Annotated in this window: 17 protein-coding genes; 3 read left to right on the forward strand and 14 right to left on the reverse strand. The window is 64.1% G+C overall.

Features of this window, described 5'->3' with window-relative positions:
- Positions 1–9: 9 nt before the first annotated feature.
- The 3 genes from ACQ651_RS14965 to ACQ651_RS14975 form a co-directional block, all read right to left on the reverse strand.
- Positions 10–855, reverse strand: coding sequence for a crotonase/enoyl-CoA hydratase family protein (locus ACQ651_RS14965; protein ID WP_430449711.1), 846 nt, complete (start codon positions 853–855; stop codon positions 10–12).
- Between the two features lie 63 nt (positions 856–918).
- On the reverse strand, positions 919–1,680 hold the full coding sequence (locus ACQ651_RS14970) for a hypothetical protein (RefSeq protein ID WP_227285850.1): 762 nt from the start codon (positions 1,678–1,680) through the stop codon (positions 919–921).
- A gap of 117 nt (positions 1,681–1,797) precedes the next feature.
- Positions 1,798–3,231, reverse strand: a complete 1,434-nt coding sequence (locus ACQ651_RS14975) for an aldehyde dehydrogenase family protein (protein WP_430449712.1) — start codon at positions 3,229–3,231, stop codon at positions 1,798–1,800.
- A gap of 201 nt (positions 3,232–3,432) precedes the next feature.
- Between ACQ651_RS14975 and ACQ651_RS14980 the strand changes: the two genes are divergently transcribed.
- Entirely contained in the window at positions 3,433–4,086 is a 654-nt protein-coding gene (locus tag ACQ651_RS14980; RefSeq protein ID WP_375551312.1) for a peroxiredoxin, read from the forward strand.
- Positions 4,087–4,220: 134 nt separating this feature from the next.
- Here ACQ651_RS14980 and ACQ651_RS14985 read toward each other — a convergent pair whose 3' ends face one another.
- Positions 4,221–5,129: a rhodanese-related sulfurtransferase gene (locus ACQ651_RS14985; protein WP_430449713.1), complete on the reverse strand. Its 909-nt coding sequence runs from the start codon at positions 5,127–5,129 to the stop codon at positions 4,221–4,223.
- 137 nt (positions 5,130–5,266) lie between these two features.
- Between ACQ651_RS14985 and pncA the strand changes: the two genes are divergently transcribed.
- Both pncA and pncB read left to right on the forward strand, forming a co-directional pair.
- The gene (gene pncA, locus ACQ651_RS14990; RefSeq protein ID WP_430449714.1) at positions 5,267–5,872 is read left to right on the forward strand and encodes a bifunctional nicotinamidase/pyrazinamidase; all 606 of its coding nucleotides are present in this window, start codon (positions 5,267–5,269) and stop codon (positions 5,870–5,872) included.
- 66 nt (positions 5,873–5,938) lie between these two features.
- Positions 5,939–7,231 carry a nicotinate phosphoribosyltransferase gene (pncB, locus tag ACQ651_RS14995; protein WP_430449715.1) on the forward strand — a complete coding sequence of 431 codons (1,293 nt, stop codon included), beginning with the start codon at positions 5,939–5,941 and terminating at the stop codon, positions 7,229–7,231.
- 13 nt (positions 7,232–7,244) lie between these two features.
- Here pncB and ACQ651_RS15000 read toward each other — a convergent pair whose 3' ends face one another.
- The 10 genes from ACQ651_RS15000 to dapA form a co-directional block, all read right to left on the reverse strand.
- The gene (locus tag ACQ651_RS15000; protein ID WP_430449716.1) at positions 7,245–8,402 is read right to left on the reverse strand and encodes a Fic family protein; all 1,158 of its coding nucleotides are present in this window, start codon (positions 8,400–8,402) and stop codon (positions 7,245–7,247) included.
- 408 nt (positions 8,403–8,810) lie between these two features.
- Positions 8,811–9,740: an L-lactate dehydrogenase gene (locus ACQ651_RS15005; RefSeq protein ID WP_375551308.1), complete on the reverse strand. Its 930-nt coding sequence runs from the start codon at positions 9,738–9,740 to the stop codon at positions 8,811–8,813.
- 221 nt (positions 9,741–9,961) lie between these two features.
- On the reverse strand, positions 9,962–10,378 hold the full coding sequence (gene arfB / locus ACQ651_RS15010) for an alternative ribosome rescue aminoacyl-tRNA hydrolase ArfB (protein WP_227285842.1): 417 nt from the start codon (positions 10,376–10,378) through the stop codon (positions 9,962–9,964).
- A gap of 293 nt (positions 10,379–10,671) precedes the next feature.
- Positions 10,672–11,295 carry a queuosine precursor transporter gene (locus ACQ651_RS15015; protein ID WP_375551307.1) on the reverse strand — a complete coding sequence of 208 codons (624 nt, stop codon included), beginning with the start codon at positions 11,293–11,295 and terminating at the stop codon, positions 10,672–10,674.
- Between the two features lie 148 nt (positions 11,296–11,443).
- Positions 11,444–12,628, reverse strand: coding sequence for an aromatic amino acid transaminase (locus tag ACQ651_RS15020; protein ID WP_430449717.1), 1,185 nt, complete (start codon positions 12,626–12,628; stop codon positions 11,444–11,446).
- A 10-nt stretch (positions 12,629–12,638) separates the two neighbouring features.
- Positions 12,639–13,208, reverse strand: a complete 570-nt coding sequence (locus ACQ651_RS15025) for a GNAT family N-acetyltransferase (RefSeq protein WP_430449718.1) — start codon at positions 13,206–13,208, stop codon at positions 12,639–12,641.
- Entirely contained in the window at positions 13,205–14,056 is an 852-nt protein-coding gene (gene sseA, locus ACQ651_RS15030; RefSeq protein WP_227285838.1) for a 3-mercaptopyruvate sulfurtransferase, read from the reverse strand. The genes ACQ651_RS15025 and sseA overlap by 4 nt, the downstream gene beginning before the upstream one ends.
- A 78-nt stretch (positions 14,057–14,134) precedes the next feature.
- The gene (smpB, locus tag ACQ651_RS15035) at positions 14,135–14,608 is read right to left on the reverse strand and encodes an SsrA-binding protein SmpB (protein ID WP_227285837.1); all 474 of its coding nucleotides are present in this window, start codon (positions 14,606–14,608) and stop codon (positions 14,135–14,137) included.
- Positions 14,609–14,627: 19 nt separating this feature from the next.
- Entirely contained in the window at positions 14,628–15,110 is a 483-nt protein-coding gene (locus ACQ651_RS15040; protein WP_430449719.1) for an SAM-dependent methyltransferase, read from the reverse strand.
- A complete protein-coding gene (dapA, locus tag ACQ651_RS15045; protein WP_375551301.1) occupies positions 15,103–15,984 on the reverse strand; it encodes a 4-hydroxy-tetrahydrodipicolinate synthase in 882 nt (293 codons plus the stop codon). The genes ACQ651_RS15040 and dapA overlap by 8 nt, the downstream gene beginning before the upstream one ends.
- Positions 15,985–16,115: the final 131 nt, after the last annotated feature.

The following is a 16,115-nucleotide window of genomic DNA, read 5'->3' on the forward strand; positions in this document are numbered from 1 at the left end:
CTCCGCGCCTCAGTCGTCGAACGGGCGGTCGGCGCTCCAGTCATAACGGCCGCTGTCCCGCTCCTCGACGGCCTGTTTCCAGCCCACCTGCTCGGCCCGCGCCTTGAAGGCGAGACCTTCGGGGGAGTGGCGCGTGATCCCGTCGAAAACCGTGGCAAGGCGCTGGCTCGCGGTCAGCGCCGCCTCGAACCCCTGATTGAGAACCATCTTGTGCATGGCAAGCTGGTTGATCGGCACGCGCGACATCCGGTCGGCCAGCGCCTCCACCTCCGCATCCAGATCGGTAGCAGGCACGGATCTCAGAACCAGCCCCATCCGCGCCGCCTCCACCCCGGTGATCCGGTCGCCGGTGAACAGCATCCGCTTTGCCTTCTCCGGACCCAGCCGAAACCCCCACATCGCCGTGGTCGGGCTGCCCCAGACGCGGGCGGGCATGTAGCCGATCTGCGCGTCATCGGCCATGATCGTCAGATCGGCACAAAGCGCGATGTCGGAGCCGCCTGCCACGGCATAGCCGTGAACCTTGCAGACCACCGGTTTCAACGCCCGGAACAGCGACATGAAATGCTGCGTGTTGGCCCACATGAACTGATAATCGCGGATCGGATCCCAGGGCATCTCCTGCGTGATCCTGTTGTCCGGATCGGCGGCGTAATGGGCCAGATCATAGCCCGCGCAAAACGCCGTCCCCGCCCCTGACAGCAGCATGACATGCACATCCGGATCGGCATCGGCGCGGGCCACGGCCGCGGCCAGATCGCCCGGCATGTCGTCGTCGATCGCGTTCATCACCTCCGGCCGGTTCAGCGTGATCCGCGCAATGCGGCCGGTCCGTTCATAAAGGACTGTCGGCATCCGAACCCTCCCCCTGACTTCGGGGGCAACCGTGGCAGAGCCGGCGAGCCGCGGCAATCCTCCCTAGCCCAGCCGCCGCATCCGGCTGTCGCCTTCGGCCCCGGCCATCGCCCGCGCGTGGGCGGCAAGCCACAGATCGTCCAGCGCCCGCAGCTCGGCGGCATCGAACCGCTCCGCGATCTCCCAGTAGCGGCCCGAGGGCACCATGTAGCCCAGCGCCCGTTCCCGGGCCTCCGCCGCCGCCATGCTCTCCGGCTCTGGCGTGAGCATCGGCACCGTCGAAAGCGTATCAGGTGTGCCGCGCGGAAACAGCAGCCGGCTCTCACCCCTCGAAAGCGTCACGCAGGCGCAACCGCGCGCCCCGGCGATCAGCGCAAGCCGCGCCGATTTCGCCTCCAGCGACTGCAAGGTGATATCCTCGCGCAGCGGGTCGGCATCGCCCCGGCCATAGAAATGGGTCTTGCCGGTGGCAGGGTAGATCATGTTGCAGCCGACAAAGGCCATCACCTCGGGCCGCAGCGTGGCCAGCGCCCAGTATCCGGCGGTAAACGCCATGGTGCCCCCGGCATAGACGAAACCGCCAAGACTGTTCTGCACCGGCACATACTCCGCCGCGTCCACCATCCGCTGGCCCGGTGCCATGTCGGTGGGGCGGCGTTCGGGCGGGAAATCCTCCGGGTGGATCGTGAAATCCCAATCCGGGCGGATCGCCCAGGCGTTGTTGATCGCAACGATATGGGTGAAGGGGCCCCGCGCCCACCCGGCGGCCTCGGTGGCGTCGGGGCCGCTCCCGATGATCAGAACCCTGGTCGGTCTTGCGGTCATGGTTCCCGGCTCCTGCGGATCTCGCGCAGGTCGCGCGGGCGTTCCCTGCACGACATAGGGGCCTTTCCGGCGGCGGCCACAAGAAAACGCATGTCACCAAAGACCGGCGCCGGCGGCTCAGCCCCAGCCGCTGACCGCCTTGACCTCAAGGAACTCATGCAGGCCGAAGGCACCGCCTTCCCGGCCGTTGCCCGATTGCTTGAACCCGCCAAAGGGGGAGCCCTGCCCGAACCCGGTGCCGTTGCCCTCCACCATGCCGGAGCGCAGCTTGCGCGCCACCCGGCGGAGTTTTTCCCGATCCGGGGTCTGCACGTAATTCGTCAGCCCGTAGGGCGTGTCATTGGCCATCTGCACCGCATGGGCCTCGTCCTCGAAGGGCAGTATCGACAGAACAGGCCCGAAAATCTCCTCGCGGTAGATGGTCATGTCCGGGGTGACGTCGGCAAAGACCGTCGGGCGGACATAATAGCCCCGGTTCAGGTTTCCGGGCCGCCCGGTTCCGCCCGCAACCAGACGGGCCCCTTCGTCGATCCCTTTTTGTATAAGATCCTGGATCTTGTTGAACTGCGTCTCGCTGACAGCGGGGCCGATATGGCGGCCCTCCTCGCTTGCGGGGCCGACGGTGGTGGCCTTCGCGGTGGCCTCCGCGATCTCCACGGCTTGCTCATACCGGCTCCGCTCGACCAGCATCCGCGTGGGGGCGTTGCAGGACTGCCCGGTATTGCGGAAACACCGGATCACGCCGGATTTCACAGCCTTTTCATCGGCATCGGCGAAGATGATGTTCGCGCCCTTGCCGCCAAGCTCCAGACTGACGCGCTTGATCGTATCCGCCGCGGCGATGGAAATCAGGCGGCCGGCCCGGGTGGAGCCGGTGAAGCTCACCATGTCCACATCCGGATGCGCCGACAGCGTGCTGCCCACGCCCGGCCCGTCGCCATTGACCAGATTGAAGACACCGGGGGGCAGATCGGCCTCGTCCATCATCTCGGCGAACAGCAGGCCCGAAAGCGGCGCAATCTCCGACGGCTTCAGAACCATGGTGTTGCCGGTGACAAGCGCGGGCGCGCATTTCAGCACGATCTGGTTCATCGGCCAGTTCCACGGCGTGATCAGCGCGCAGACACCGACCGGCTCGTGCACGATGCGCTCGGACGGCGCGTGATCGCCAAGCGGATGATCCCAGGCGAAGGATCTGGCCGCGTTCAGCGTCCCGTCAAGATGCCAGATGCCCGCGCCGACCTGCTGCTGCCGCGCCAGATCGATGGGGGCGCCCATTTCGGTGCTGATCGCCTCGGCCATCTCGTCGCCGCGTTTCTTGTAGACATCGCGCAGGCGCTCCAGCGCGGCGATGCGGTCGGCCACCGGGGTCGCGGCCCAGCCGTCGAACGCGGCCTTCGCGGCGGCGACCGCGGCATTCGTGTCGGCCTCCGAGCCGAGCGAGATGGTCGCGCAGACCTCCTCGTTGGAGGGGTTGATGACCGGGTGGTCGTCGGGCTGGCTCGGGTCCACCCACTGACCGTTGATGTAGAACTGTGTCGAGACTGGCATGGTGCGGCTCCCTTCGCTGTCGCCGCGCACCAAAGCACCGGGGTTCGCCCGGCGCAAGGGGGGCGGGAACAGCCGTTCGCGCCACGCCCGGAAGGGGCGGAAACCGGCCTTAATCGTCCCCTGCGACGCCGCGCGCCCGTGAATCTTTCTCCGCGCGATCCTATCTGCGGATATACGACGGCAACGAAGAGGGAGCCTGCTATGGGTTTGCGTATCAATGACACTGTGCCCGATCTGACGGTCGAGACCGATCAGGGGCGTTTCAGCCTGCATGAATGGATCGGCGACAGCTGGGCGATCCTGTTTTCCCACCCGAAGGATTTCACGCCCGTGTGCACGACCGAGTTCGGCGCGGTGGCGCAACTGGCCGATGAATGGGCCGCGCGCGGCACCAAGGTGATCGGCGTGTCCGTGGACGGGGTGGAGGATCACAAGAAATGGAAGACCGATATCGAGGCCGTGGGCGGCGCGAAGGCCGGTTTTCCGATCATCGCCGATGACGGGTTGGAGGTGTCGAAAGCCTTCGACATGCTGCCCGCCGAGGCTTACCTGCCCGATGGGCGCACCCCCGCCGACAGCGCGACGGTGCGCTCCGTCTTCATCATCGGTCCCGACAAGCAGCTGAAGCTTTCGATGACCTATCCGATGAATGTGGGCCGGAACTTCGCCGAAGTTCTGCGCGCGCTGGACGGGTTGCAGACCGCGGCGCGCGAGAACGTGGCGACGCCCGCAAACTGGGTGCCCGGGCAGGATGTGGTCGTGCCGGTGGCCGTGTCCGACGAGGATGCGATTGCGAAATACGGCGCGATCGAGACCAAGCTTCCCTATCTGCGGATGGCGAAACTCCCCGGCTGACCGCCGGTCCGCATGGCGGAGACCAATACCCCCCGGCTGCGACTGCCGGGGGGTTTCTTGTTCACGGGTTCACCGCCGTCTGCGTTCGTTGTCGGGCCGGGCGCACCTTCTCCGGTGCCCCCCAAGGCGACGGATCACCTTTCCGCGCCCAGATGCCGCTCTTCCCGCGCCCTCGCCAGCGCGATCTGTTTCTGCCGCTCCCGGAACCGCGCCCGGTCGGCCTCGGAATGCTCCTCCAGACAATGGTGGCAGGAAACGCCCTCCTCGAATTCCGGGCGCGTCAGATCGTCCGGCTCCAGCGCCCTCCGGCACGCGCGACACAACACATGCGGCCCCTCGGCCAGCCCGTGCCCCACCGAAACCCGCTCGTCGAACACGAAACACGCCCCGCGCCACAGGCTCTGCTCCGGCGGCACCTCTTCAAGATACTTCAGGATACCGCCTTTCAGGTGAAAGACCTCCTTCACCCCCTGCCCGATCAGATAACCGGTTGATTTCTCACACCGAATACCGCCTGTGCAGAACATCGCGATGCGTTTGTTGTGGAACCGGTCCGCGTTGGCCTCCCACCATGCGGGGAAGTCGCGGAAGCGGTCGGTTTCGGGGTCGACCGCGCCCTCGAACGTCCCGATCGCCACTTCATAGGCGTTGCGCGTGTCGATGACCGCCACATCCGGGCTCTGGATCAGCGCGTTCCAGTCAGCGGGCTCCACATAGCGGCCCACCGCGCAGGCCGGGTCCACATCCGGCTGCCCCATCGTCACGATCTCGCGTTTCAGGCGCACCTTCAGCCGCCCGAAGGGCATTTCGGCGGCCGGGCTTTCCTTCCACTCCAGCGTTTCGAACCCGGGCAGGCCACGAATATGGGCCAGCACCGCCTGCACGCCCTCATGCGGCCCCGCGATCGTGCCGTTGATCCCTTCGCGGGCCAGCAGAAGCGAGCCCTTCACGCCGCCGGCCTCGCAGATGCGCCGCAGGGGCGCGCGCAAGCCATCGGGCTCCGCGACCGGTGTGAAATGATAAAGTGCCGCCACAGTGAACATGACCGCCGATGTAGTCTCTCGGTCCCCGCTCTTGCAAGCCGTCATGCAGGGCCGGATGTCGCCGTAGCGCCGTAGCCCGGTGCATTGACCCCGCGCCGCCTGCTCCGTAACCATTCGGCAAGAGCGAAAGGACCCCCATGCACGACGCAACCCACGCCCTGATCGTGATCGATGTCCAGAATGACTTCTGCCCCGGCGGCGCGCTGGCCGTTCCGGGCGGCGACGAAATCGTGCCGGGCATCAACGCGCTGATGGCGGAGTTTCAGGCCGTCATCCTGACGCAGGACTGGCACCCGGCGGGACATTCCAGCTTTGCCTCGCAACATGCCGGGCAGCCCCCCTATTCCGTCGTCGATTTCCCCTACGGCCCGCAGGTTCTCTGGCCCGATCACTGCCTCCAGGGCTCGCCGGGCGCGGCCTTCCACCCCGGGTTGCACACCGATCCGGCCCAGATGATCATCCGCAAGGGCTTCCGCCCCGCCATCGACAGCTATTCGGCCTTTTTCGAGAATGATCACACCACCCCCACTGGCCTTGACGGCGCGCTCAGAAGCCGCGGCATCACCCATCTGACCATGGTGGGCCTCGCCACAGATTTCTGTGTCAATTACTCCGCGCAGGATGCCGCCCGCCTCGGCTTCGCGGTCGAGGTGCGGACCGATCTCTGCCGCGCCATCGATCTGGACGGATCGCTCGGGGCCGCCGAAGACGGCATGCGCGCCGCCGGCGTCACCCTGCGCTAGCCCGGCTGGACTCCCCTCCGCCCGCTTGCTTTAACCCAAAGGACCAGTTGAGGGGAGACCACACGCATGGTCGACATCGCCACCCGCGTCTACAACCACAAATGGAAGATCGACCCGATCGTCCGCTCCCTGATCGACACGGATTTCTACAAGCTCCTGATGTGCCAGTCCGTGTTCCGCAACCGGCCCGACACGCAGGTCACATTCTCGCTCATCAACCGCACCACGCGCATCCCGCTGGCCCGGCTCATCGACGAGGGCGAGCTGCGCGAACAGCTCGACCATATCCGCACCCTGCGCCTGCGCCGGGGCGAAAGCACATGGATGCGCGGCAACACCTTCTACGGCAAGCGGCAGATGTTCTCCCCCGCCTTCATGGAATGGTTCGAGAACCTGCAACTGCCCCCCTACCATCTCGAACGCGTCGGCGACCAGTACGAGCTGACCTTCGAAGGCGCTTGGCCCGAGGTCATGCTCTGGGAAATCCCCGCCCTCGCCGTGCTCATGGAACTGCGGGGCCGCGCCGTGCTCTCCACCATGGGCAAGTTCGAGCTGCAGATCCTCTACGCCCGCGCCATGACCAAGCTCTGGGAGAAGATCGAACGGCTCAAACCCATCGACGGGCTGCGCATCGCCGATTTCGGCACCAGACGCCGCCACTCCTTCCTCTGGCAGGACTGGTGCGTGCAGGCCATGCAGGAGGGGCTGGGCGACGCCTTCCCCGGCACGTCGAACTGCCTCATCGCCAAGAACCGCGACCTTGAGGCGATCGGCACCAATGCCCACGAACTGCCCATGGTCTATGCCGCGCTGGCCGGGGATGACGCGAGCCTCGCCGCCGCCCCCTACGATGTGCTCTCCGACTGGCACGAGGAGCATGACGGCAACCTCCGCGTCATCCTGCCCGACACCTACGGCACCAGGGGCTTTCTCGACCGCGCGCCCGACTGGCTGGCGGGCTGGACCGGCATCCGCATCGATTCAGGTGACCCCGCCAAGGGCGCCGAGATCGCCATCGACTGGTGGAAAAGCCGGGGCGAGGACCCGCGCGAGAAGCTGGTGATCTTCTCCGACGGTCTGGACGTCGACAAGATCGAGACGCTGCACGCCCAGTTCTCCGGCCGTGTCCGGGTGAGCTTCGGCTGGGGCACGCTTTTGACCAATGATTTCAGGGGGCTGGTGAAAGACGACGCGCTGGCGCCCTTCTCTCTGGTCTGCAAGGCCATTGCGGCGAACGGGCGGCCTACGGTAAAACTCAGTGACAACCCGGAAAAGGCGATGGGGCCGGAAGCCGAGATCGAGCGCTACAAGCGGGTGTTCGGGGTGGGTGAGCAGGAACGGGTGGAGGTGGTGGTTTAGCGTTTGCACGGAGTCAGGCGTCGTCCTCCAGTATTCTCAACAAAGAAGGATATGCGTACAATCCGGGTGCTCGACCGGAAGGGGGAACCATTGTTTCAAGTAACCCCTCTCTGACCAAACGCGGAGTAAAATTCCTCAATGTCGATTTAGGCCCGGCGGCCGCGTCGACAAAATGATTGTTCCAGAAGACCGGGTAGTTGAACACATAGTCGACCGCAGAGTGAAAGTATTGTGACCGCAGAACATGGCGAAACTTTTCTTTTGTGTCTTCGTAGTGCGCTTGGATTTTTTCGACCGTGTCCATATTTTTTTCGGCCTGCGCTGCTAACCCCGACAAGAAGAAACCACACCAAGCTGACCAGTCGGCCGTTTTCGAGATTTGGTGCAACATATATACATAAGTATCTTTATTTCTTTCAAAATAATCGCTCACGAAAAAATGCGGCGCGCTGAGAATATCATATTCCCAAAGCAACAGCGGGATGAGCATGCGTCCTACACGCCCGTTCCCGTCTTCAAATGGATGAAGGGCCTCGAATTCTGCATGTGCTATCGCGGTTCGCACCAACGGATGCTGCGAATCGTGCCTGATAAAATCAACGAGGCGTTTCATGCCGTCAGGAAGGTCGTTTGGTGAAATCGGGATGAAATCAACTCGTCGCTGCGCTTTGTCACCGACATAGTTCTGCTCTTCCTTGTATTCTCCCGGTCTTTGCTTGGCATCTCGTCCTGCGCTCAAGAGCGTTCGGTGGGCATTCTTTATGAGCATCTCCGAGATGGGGTGCCCATCGCGTATCTGGCTTTCGGCTTGTCTGAGCGCGCGTGCATACAAAGAAACCTCAAGTGTTTCGTTGCGCGTCGTTCCTTCGCTTCTACCGGCGTTCTCGCTGGCTTCGAGGCGCAGCACCTCTTCAAGCGTCGAGATCGTTCCTTCCATCCGGGACGAGACCACAGCATCACGCTGACGCAGTGGAGCGAGAAGAAGTTCGGAGTTTTGAAGATGTTTTAGCTTTTCGTCGTAACGGGTGAGTTGTTGCAGAGCGCTTGCAAGCGGATCAAAGACCGCTGAGAGGTCTACCGGCTGAGGAGGAAACCCGGCGTAATGGTAGCTGACAGCGTTGGTGCGGTCATATGTTGTGTTGTTGATAACAAGAGTCTGCGCTGTAGCCATAAAGAGTTTTGTATCAAACCTGCAGGAGATAACAAGCTTTGTTGTTGGCAGAACCTGATTCTGTAGACACAAACTAGGTTATGTCCATACTACTCGCATCAAGTGAGGTTGTTACGAGCGGGTGAGTGCTGCCATCGAAACACATCTTGACGTCTTCACTACAGAATTCCCGCTCTAGGAGACCGCTTCGCCGGTCCTTTGGCAAGCAGTGATGAGCAGTGGCCAGTTCCGCTAGCGCCATACAAGACCAAAGCCCCTCATGCCTCCCTTGACGGGATCGCCCGGGCCGGGCCGATCTTCTGCGGGCCCGTGTCATGTCTCCGGCCCGGAGGCCGCCCGGTATCTCAGGTGGAGATACCGGATATATACCGCGGATATACCGGTTCTATATCCCCGGTTTGGGGGGGGTCAGTCGCCCAGTTCCTCCACCGCCGTTTTCAGCAGACGGGCCGAGGCGCGCAGCCCCTCGCGCTCGTCCTCGGACAGTCCGGGCATCAGTTCGGCCACCACGCCCGCGCGCCCCACGACCCGGGGCAGAGAGCAGGCGACCCCTTGAACATCCAGCACATCCGACACGCAGCTGACCGACAGGACCGCCTGTTCGTCCGCCTCGATCGCCGCCACGATCCGGGCCAGCCCCGCGCCGATCCCGTACCATGTGGCGCCCTTGCCCTCGATGATCGTGTAGGCCGCCCGACGGACCCCCTTGTCGATCCGCGCGCGCACGTCAGCCGTCACCGCCGCCGATATTTGTGCCGCGAAATCAGAAAGTTGAAGGGAGCCCACGCGCACGTTCGACCAGGCCAGCACCTCGCTGTCGCCGTGTTCGCCAAGCACGTAGCCATGCACCGAACTCGGCGCGATCCCCAGATGACGCCCCAGAAGCCAGCGGAACCGCGCCGTGTCCAGGATCGTGCCCGAGCCGATCACGCGCCCCGGCGGCAGGCCCGAGATCTGCTGCGTGATCTGCCCCATGATATCCACCGGGTTCGACGCGACCAGCAGGATCGCCTCGGGCGCAACCTCCATCACGCGGGCCACGACCTGCTGGAACACGGCGCGGTTGCGCGTCAGAAGCTGTAGCCGCGTTTCCCCCGGTTTCTGCGACACGCCCGCGGCCAGAATCACAACCTCGGCCCCCCTCAGATCCGCATAATCGCCCGCCTCAACGACCACCGGATGCGCAAACGGCACCGCATGGGCAATATCCTCCGCCTCGGCCCGCGCGCGTTTTTCGTCAAGATCGACAAGCACGATCCGCGATCCGATCCCGCGCATCACCATGGCGAAGGCCGCCGCCGAGCCGACCATGCCAGCACCGACAATTCCGATTTTCATGAGAGCCTCCTGTCCACATATATGCCGTCGGGGCCAGACTTGCCGCAACTCCGGCCCGGCAAAAGAGGACCATAGGTCGCTGAGCGGGAAGGCGGGCGGCGGGCGGCATCAAGCCATGGCGACGCGTAGGCGGTTTCACGCGGGCAAAAGCCTATGTACGCGCCCCCCCGGATTTGGCGGCCCAAAGTCGCCAGCGCGCGCCCTCATAAGCCACGGGCATGTCACTCCACGCGTCCGCGCTTCGCCTTGATCTCGCCCCGGACCTTCTTGGCTTTCAGCCGACGCTCCACCGACCCGCGCGTCGGCTTTGTCGGGCGGCGGCGTTTCGGTACAACCGTCGCCTTGCGTACAAGATCCGCCAGCCGGGTCCGCGCGATCTCCCGGTTGCGGGACTGGGTCCGCGTCTCCTGCACGAAAATCACCACCGCCCCGTCCTTGGTCCAGCGCGATCCCGCCAGCCGCCGCAGCCGCCGTTTCACCGCATCGGGCAGGTTGGGCGAGCGTTCGGCCTCGAACCGCAATTCGACCGCTGTCGAGACCTTGTTTACATTCTGCCCGCCCGGGCCGGACGCACGGACGAAATGCTCGGTCATTTCCCAGTCTTCAATGGTGATCTGGTCGGTGATGGTGAGCGGCATGGGCAGGTCTCGCAAGCACGGGTGTGTGAGGCCTGTGTACAGGATGTGGACGGGCCAGCTCCAACTAAAAAGGGCCGCCCAATGGACGACCCTTTCGAGAAATCAGGAGGTGGGCGCGGTCAGAACCAGCGGCTCACCTGGGATGGGGTTCGCCCCCTAGGATTGCCTAAAGGCGTACCTCCCAAGTTGTCCCGACGCCATTCTCCAATACCTCTCTAGACACTGGATCACCTCCTTTCGATTTGTTGCGATTGAGGAGATGCTGCCACAGATTTTGTGGATGTCAAAAGGTTTTATGCGACATGTGCCAATAACCTCTTCGTGAGGATCCGGAAAGGGACCAGCGCAAGGATTGCCAGAGACAGCTTCACGCCCCAGTCCGCGACAGCCAGCGAGACCCAAAGCGGAACCTCCGGCCCGACGCCCAGAAGCGGAAGGATCTCACCGGCCCAGCTTACGTCATTGCCAGGTTCGATGAAGCTGAGCGAGGCTGAAAAGGCGATGGTGAAGAACAGCGCGGTATCGACCGAAGAGCCGATGATGGTCGAGACGATCGGCGCCTTCCACCAGACGCCATCGCGCATTCTGTCGAAAATCGCCACGTCCAGAAGCTGCGCGGTGAGAAACGCCACACCCGAGCCGATCGCGATACGGAGTGTGACCAACGGGCCGAACTCGCCCATGATCTGCGTACCGATCAGGGAACAGCCGACGCCGACCAGAAAACCCACAAACACCACGCGGCGCGCGGCGGCAACGCCGTAGACGCGATTCATGACATCGGTGACGAGGAAGGCCAGCGGATAGGTGAATGCGCCCCATGTCAGCCATTGGCCGAAGAGGAATTGGACAAGAATGTTCGAGGCGACGACAATGGCCGCCATGGCAAGAATGCCAGGCAAGTGAGTGCGGGTCATATTGGGTTCCGTTTTGACAAGGTGGTCGGAGACTTGGCCCGGATCGGGCGATGGCGCGGGATAGACCCGTTCGCCACGTGAGGCAAGGGCGGAGTTACGGGCCGTGGCGCGGCAGCAGGCCGTCAGCCGGCGCAACCGGGATGTGCGGCTAGGCCAGCACCTCCGCCATGGCTCTTGCCACATGCGGGATCGCATCGGGGGTCAGGCCCGCGACATTCATCCGGCCATCTCTCACGACATAGATCGCATGCTCCTCCCGCAGCCTGTCCACCTGCTCCGGCGTCGCGCCGATCAGCGAAAACATGCCCCGGTGACTGCCCAGAAACCCGAACCTGTCGGAGCCCGTTTCGGTGCGCAGCGCTTCGGCAAGCGCCGCGCGCGTGGCATTCATGCCGTCCCGCATCCCGCGGAGTTCCGTTCGCCAGACATCGGTCAGGATCGGGTCGCCCAGAATCGTCTCGACCACACGCGCGCCGTGGTCGGGGGGAAAAGAGTAATTCTGCCGGTTGAAGTAGGCCAGCATCGCCTGCGCCGCGCCCTGCGCAGTCTCGTCGGATGTCACCGCAATGGCGATCCCCACCCGGTCGCGGTAAAGGCCGAAATTCTTCGAGCAACTGGCCGCGATCAGGGTTTCCGGCAGCATTCCTGCCAGCAGGCGCGTGCCGGCGGCGTCATCCTCAAGACTGTTGCCAAAGCCCTGATAGGCCATATCGATGAAAGGGATCGCGCCGGTGGTCTGCAAGGTCGCGCCGATGGCCTGCCAATCCTGCAGGCCCAGTTCCACCCCCGTCGGATTGTGGCAACATGCATGCAACAGGACCAGATCGCCCGGAGCTGCGGCGGACAGATCGGCCATCATCCCGGCGCGGTCCAAACCGCCGGTTTCCGCGTCGTAATACCGATAGTTGCGAATGGTCAGGCCCAGATAGCGGGCAATGGAGGAATGGTTGGGCCAGGTCGGGTCGCTGAGCCAGACCGCCGCGTCGGGCGTGAGCCGCTTGGTCATCTCAAGGATCTGCCGTATCGCACCGGTGCCCCCCGGGGCCGCCGCCGCCGCAACCCGCCCGGCCGGGACGGCATCGGCCAGCACAAGATCCCGCATCGCGCCGTGAAATGCCGGATCGCCGGCCAGACCGACATAGCTCTTGGTGTCCTGGTTCTGCCAGATCCGTTGCTCGGCCTGTTTCACCGCCGCCATGACCGGGGTGCGCCCATCCGGGGTGCGGTAGACGCCGATGCCGAGATCGACCTTCATCGGCCTGTCATCGGCAGCATAAATCGCCATCAGACGCAGAATCTGGTCGGTTTCGGGAAGGCTGACGGCGTCGAACATGGATCTGGCCTTATGCGGGGAGGCGGGAAGGATCGCGGTCGCGGTGCAACACGCGTGTCCGTGTCTCGGTATCCACCGGGACGAACCCGTGCTTCTGATAAAGTGCAAGCGCCCGGGGGTGATCCAGTTCGCAGGTATTCACGCTCATCATCTTCATGTCCTCCCGCGCCCATGCCCTTGCAATCGCGGCCTTCAGCAATATGCCGCCGAGACCGTGGCCCACAGCCTCGGGCACCATGCCGAAATAGGCCAGATCGCATTCGCCCGGCTCGGTCCAGTCCAGTATGAAGAAGCCTTGCGGCCATCCATGGCGATAGGCGACCCACATTTCGACATCCGGGCTCTCGACAAAGGCCCGAAGCGCATCGGGGTCGTCGATTTCCTGCTGAAACCGGTCACGCCACTCATAATCCCGCCCAACCGCGTCATACACCGCCAGAAAGAACCAGACCGGCGAGCGCAGGGCTTGTTCCAGACGCGTGTCATCCGGAAGAGCCGGGACATCGAAATCCGGCCTGGTCCGCATTTCCAGATAGGTCGTGATGAAGGACACCTCCGTCCCCGCGGGGATCAGGGTCATCCGGTGGCCACCTTCAACTGTTCGAACTGGCCCCACTCCGCCCAGGACCCGTCATACAAGGCCACATCGCGGTGGCCGAGACGTTCCAGACCAAGCATCAGGATCGCCGCCGTCACGCCCGACCCGCAGGTGGTGATCACCCGTTTTTCCAGATCCACGCCCGCGCCTTCGAAGGCCGAGCGCAACGCATCGCCGGATTTCATCGTGCCATCGGGGTTGAGAAGCGTCGCGTAATGCACATTCATCGCGCCGGGGATATGGCCCGCGCGCAGGCCGGGGCGCGCCTCGGGCTCTTCACCCCGGAACCGGGACGGAGAGCGGGCATCGACAATCTGCCAGTCCCCCAGTTTGGAGGCGGACGCCACCTGCGTGACGTCCTTCACCAGATGGGCCTGACGCTGCACGGTGATGTGCCTGTCGCGCAGAACCGGCGGCATGTCCTCGGTCTCGCGCCCTTCGGCCTGCCATTTCGGAAAGCCGCCATCCAGAACCGCGATATCGGTCTTGCCCATCAGCCGGAACAGCCACCAGACCCGCGCCGCCGAAAACAGCCCCAGACCGTCATAGACAACCACCTGATGGCCGTCCCCGATCCCCATCGCCCGCATGCGCGACATGAACTTTTCCACCGGCGGGGCCATGTGCGGCAGCTTGCTGCGATGATCGCTGATTTCGTCTATGTCGAAGAACCGGGCCCCGGGAATATGGGCCGCCTCATACTCGGCGCACGCATCCCTGCCCATATCGGCCAGATAGTAGGAGGCGTCGATCACGCGCAGATCCGGGTCGTTCAGATGCGCCGCCAACCAGTCGGTGGAGACCAGGGTTTTCGGGTCATCTGCGGACATGGACCAAGCCTCGCTCTCGGGATTTCGTATCTAGCACATAGCCCTACGCATATGGTCCTGCGCTGGCAAGAGGCGTGGCTAGCCCTCGCGCAGCAGCCGCGCCTTCTGCCGCTGCCAGTCGCGCTTGGCCTCGGTTGCGCGTTTGTCGTGGTTTTTCTTGCCCTTGGCGATACCGATCTTCATCTTCACCAGACCGCGATGGTTGAAATACATCACCAGCGGCACCAGCGTCATTCCCGCGCGCTGCGTGGCATTCCACAGTTTCGACAATTCCTTGCGGCTGCACAGAAGCTTGCGCCTGCGCCGCTCTTCATGGCCGAAGGTCTTGGCCTGCAGATACGGCGCGATGTAGCTGTTGACCAACCACAATTCTCCGTCATCTACGGTGGCGTAGCTTTCCGCGATGTTCGATCCGCCCGCGCGCAGCGATTTGACCTCGGACCCCTGCAGGACGATCCCGACTTCCAGATCCTCCTCGATGGCATAGTCGTAGCGCGCCCGCCGGTTCTCGGCGATCACCTTGTAGTTCGGGTCTGATTTCGTCTGTGCCATGGGGGCGGGATATAGGGGCTTAACCGTCGCCGCGCCAGCCCGGGGGCACATCGACCGAGGCGATCCAGGGTTTTATGTCCAGCAGGGGCGTTCCGTCATAGGCATCGATGGCGTCGATGCCGACGGTCGCGCCCTCGATCCCGGTGATCACCACGGTGGCCAGCGCGATCGGGTTCGGGCGCACGGGCGAGCGCAGGGCGAAGGTGCCGCGCGGGCCGTCCGCATGGGCCGGGCTTTGCACGATCAGCTCGCGCTCCCCGCGATCGACCCAGTAAAGCACCTGTACCGCCTGACCGACGGAGAGGCCCGCCAAGGCGGGGGCATAAGCCGGGTCCAGCTCAAGGCTTGCCGGCTGGTCGCGCTCGCGCGCCGCCCCGATATTCCTGGGCGCGGTACCTTTCGCCCAGGGGGAGCGGATCCGGCCGATGAAGCAAAGCCCCGCTTCGGCCCGATCTGCCGGATCGAAGGGCAGCGCAATCTCGCCCGCGCGCCGGTCAGCCATGTTGGTCGATCAGCCCGGCATGGCGCATCGCATCGCGGATCGCGGATTTGGTGCGGTCTTCCAGAACGGTCAGCGGCAAGCGGACCTCCTCGGAACACCGGCCCAGAACCGACAGCGCGTATTTCGCGCCCACCAGCCCGGGCTCGATGAAAATCGCCTCGTGAAGCGGCATCAGGCGGTCCTGATAATCCAGCGCCTTGGCGTAATCGCCCGCAAGCATCGCCGCCTGGAACTCCGCGCAAAGCCGGGGCGCCACATTGGCCGTGACAGAGATACAGCCGACCCCGCCATGGGCGTTGAACCCAAGCGCCGAAGCGTCCTCGCCGGACAGTTGGATGAAGTCCGCGCCACAGGTGGCGCGCTGTCTGGACACACGGGTGATATCGCCGGTTGCGTCTTTCACGCCGATGATATTGGGCAGTTTCGCCAGTTCGCCCATGGTCGCGGGCGTCATGTCGATGACCGACCGGGGCGGGATGTTGTAGATCAGGATCGGGATGCCGACCGCGTTCAGCGCGGTGTAATGCGCGATCAGCCCGCGCTGAGTGGGCTTGTTGTAATAGGGCGTGACCACCAGTGCTGCGGCCGCCCCCACATCGCGGGCGTGCTCGACGAAGCGGATCGCCTCCACCGTGTTGTTCGACCCGGCCCCGGCAATCACCGGCACGCGGCCGCGGGCCGCCTCGACCACGCAGGCAATCACCTGCTCGTGCTCCTCGTGGCTCAGGGTCGGGCTTTCGCCGGTCGTGCCGACGGGGACGATCCCGCTGCTGCCCTCGGCCACATGCCAGTCGACGAGTTTCTTCAGCGTGTCGAAATCCACCGCGCCGTTTGCGAACGGCGTGACCAATGCGGGCATCGAGCCTTTGAACATCACACGCTTCCTTATCTGTGGTGGGCCTGGATCGGCGAAATCGCGCGGACCCTATCTCCGCCGACCGGAATTGCCAAGTTCGTGTGTTGCATGACGACCGGCGGCGCCTATCCTTTAGAGGCCTGTGCCCG

The organism is Rhodophyticola sp. (assembly GCF_965284195.1).
Classification (GTDB): Bacteria; Pseudomonadota; Alphaproteobacteria; order Rhodobacterales; family Rhodobacteraceae; genus Rhodophyticola.

What these genes read in the sequence shown, in the direction of transcription:
- ACQ651_RS15040 (WP_430449719.1), bottom strand. Translation starts at nt 15,110, where the DNA reads ATGGCTGACCGGCGCGCGGGCGAGATTGCGCTGCCCTTCGATCCGGCA.
- ACQ651_RS15005 (WP_375551308.1), bottom strand. Translation starts at nt 9,740, where the DNA reads ATGAAAATCGGAATTGTCGGTGCTGGCATGGTCGGCTCGGCGGCGGCC.
- ACQ651_RS14970 (WP_227285850.1), bottom strand. Translation starts at nt 1,680, where the DNA reads ATGACCGCAAGACCGACCAGGGTTCTGATCATCGGGAGCGGCCCCGAC.
- ACQ651_RS14980 (WP_375551312.1), top strand. Translation starts at nt 3,433, where the DNA reads ATGGGTTTGCGTATCAATGACACTGTGCCCGATCTGACGGTCGAGACC.
- pncA (WP_430449714.1), top strand. Translation starts at nt 5,267, where the DNA reads ATGCACGACGCAACCCACGCCCTGATCGTGATCGATGTCCAGAATGAC.
- ACQ651_RS14985 (WP_430449713.1), bottom strand. Translation starts at nt 5,129, where the DNA reads ATGTTCACTGTGGCGGCACTTTATCATTTCACACCGGTCGCGGAGCCC.
- smpB (WP_227285837.1), bottom strand. Translation starts at nt 14,608, where the DNA reads ATGGCACAGACGAAATCAGACCCGAACTACAAGGTGATCGCCGAGAAC.
- arfB (WP_227285842.1), bottom strand. Translation starts at nt 10,378, where the DNA reads ATGCCGCTCACCATCACCGACCAGATCACCATTGAAGACTGGGAAATG.
- ACQ651_RS14965 (WP_430449711.1), bottom strand. Translation starts at nt 855, where the DNA reads ATGCCGACAGTCCTTTATGAACGGACCGGCCGCATTGCGCGGATCACG.
- ACQ651_RS15000 (WP_430449716.1), bottom strand. Translation starts at nt 8,402, where the DNA reads ATGGCTACAGCGCAGACTCTTGTTATCAACAACACAACATATGACCGC.
- pncB (WP_430449715.1), top strand. Translation starts at nt 5,939, where the DNA reads ATGGTCGACATCGCCACCCGCGTCTACAACCACAAATGGAAGATCGAC.
- ACQ651_RS15015 (WP_375551307.1), bottom strand. Translation starts at nt 11,295, where the DNA reads ATGACCCGCACTCACTTGCCTGGCATTCTTGCCATGGCGGCCATTGTC.
- ACQ651_RS15020 (WP_430449717.1), bottom strand. Translation starts at nt 12,628, where the DNA reads ATGTTCGACGCCGTCAGCCTTCCCGAAACCGACCAGATTCTGCGTCTG.
- ACQ651_RS15025 (WP_430449718.1), bottom strand. Translation starts at nt 13,208, where the DNA reads ATGACCCTGATCCCCGCGGGGACGGAGGTGTCCTTCATCACGACCTAT.
- sseA (WP_227285838.1), bottom strand. Translation starts at nt 14,056, where the DNA reads ATGTCCGCAGATGACCCGAAAACCCTGGTCTCCACCGACTGGTTGGCG.
- ACQ651_RS14975 (WP_430449712.1), bottom strand. Translation starts at nt 3,231, where the DNA reads ATGCCAGTCTCGACACAGTTCTACATCAACGGTCAGTGGGTGGACCCG.
- dapA (WP_375551301.1), bottom strand. Translation starts at nt 15,984, where the DNA reads ATGTTCAAAGGCTCGATGCCCGCATTGGTCACGCCGTTCGCAAACGGC.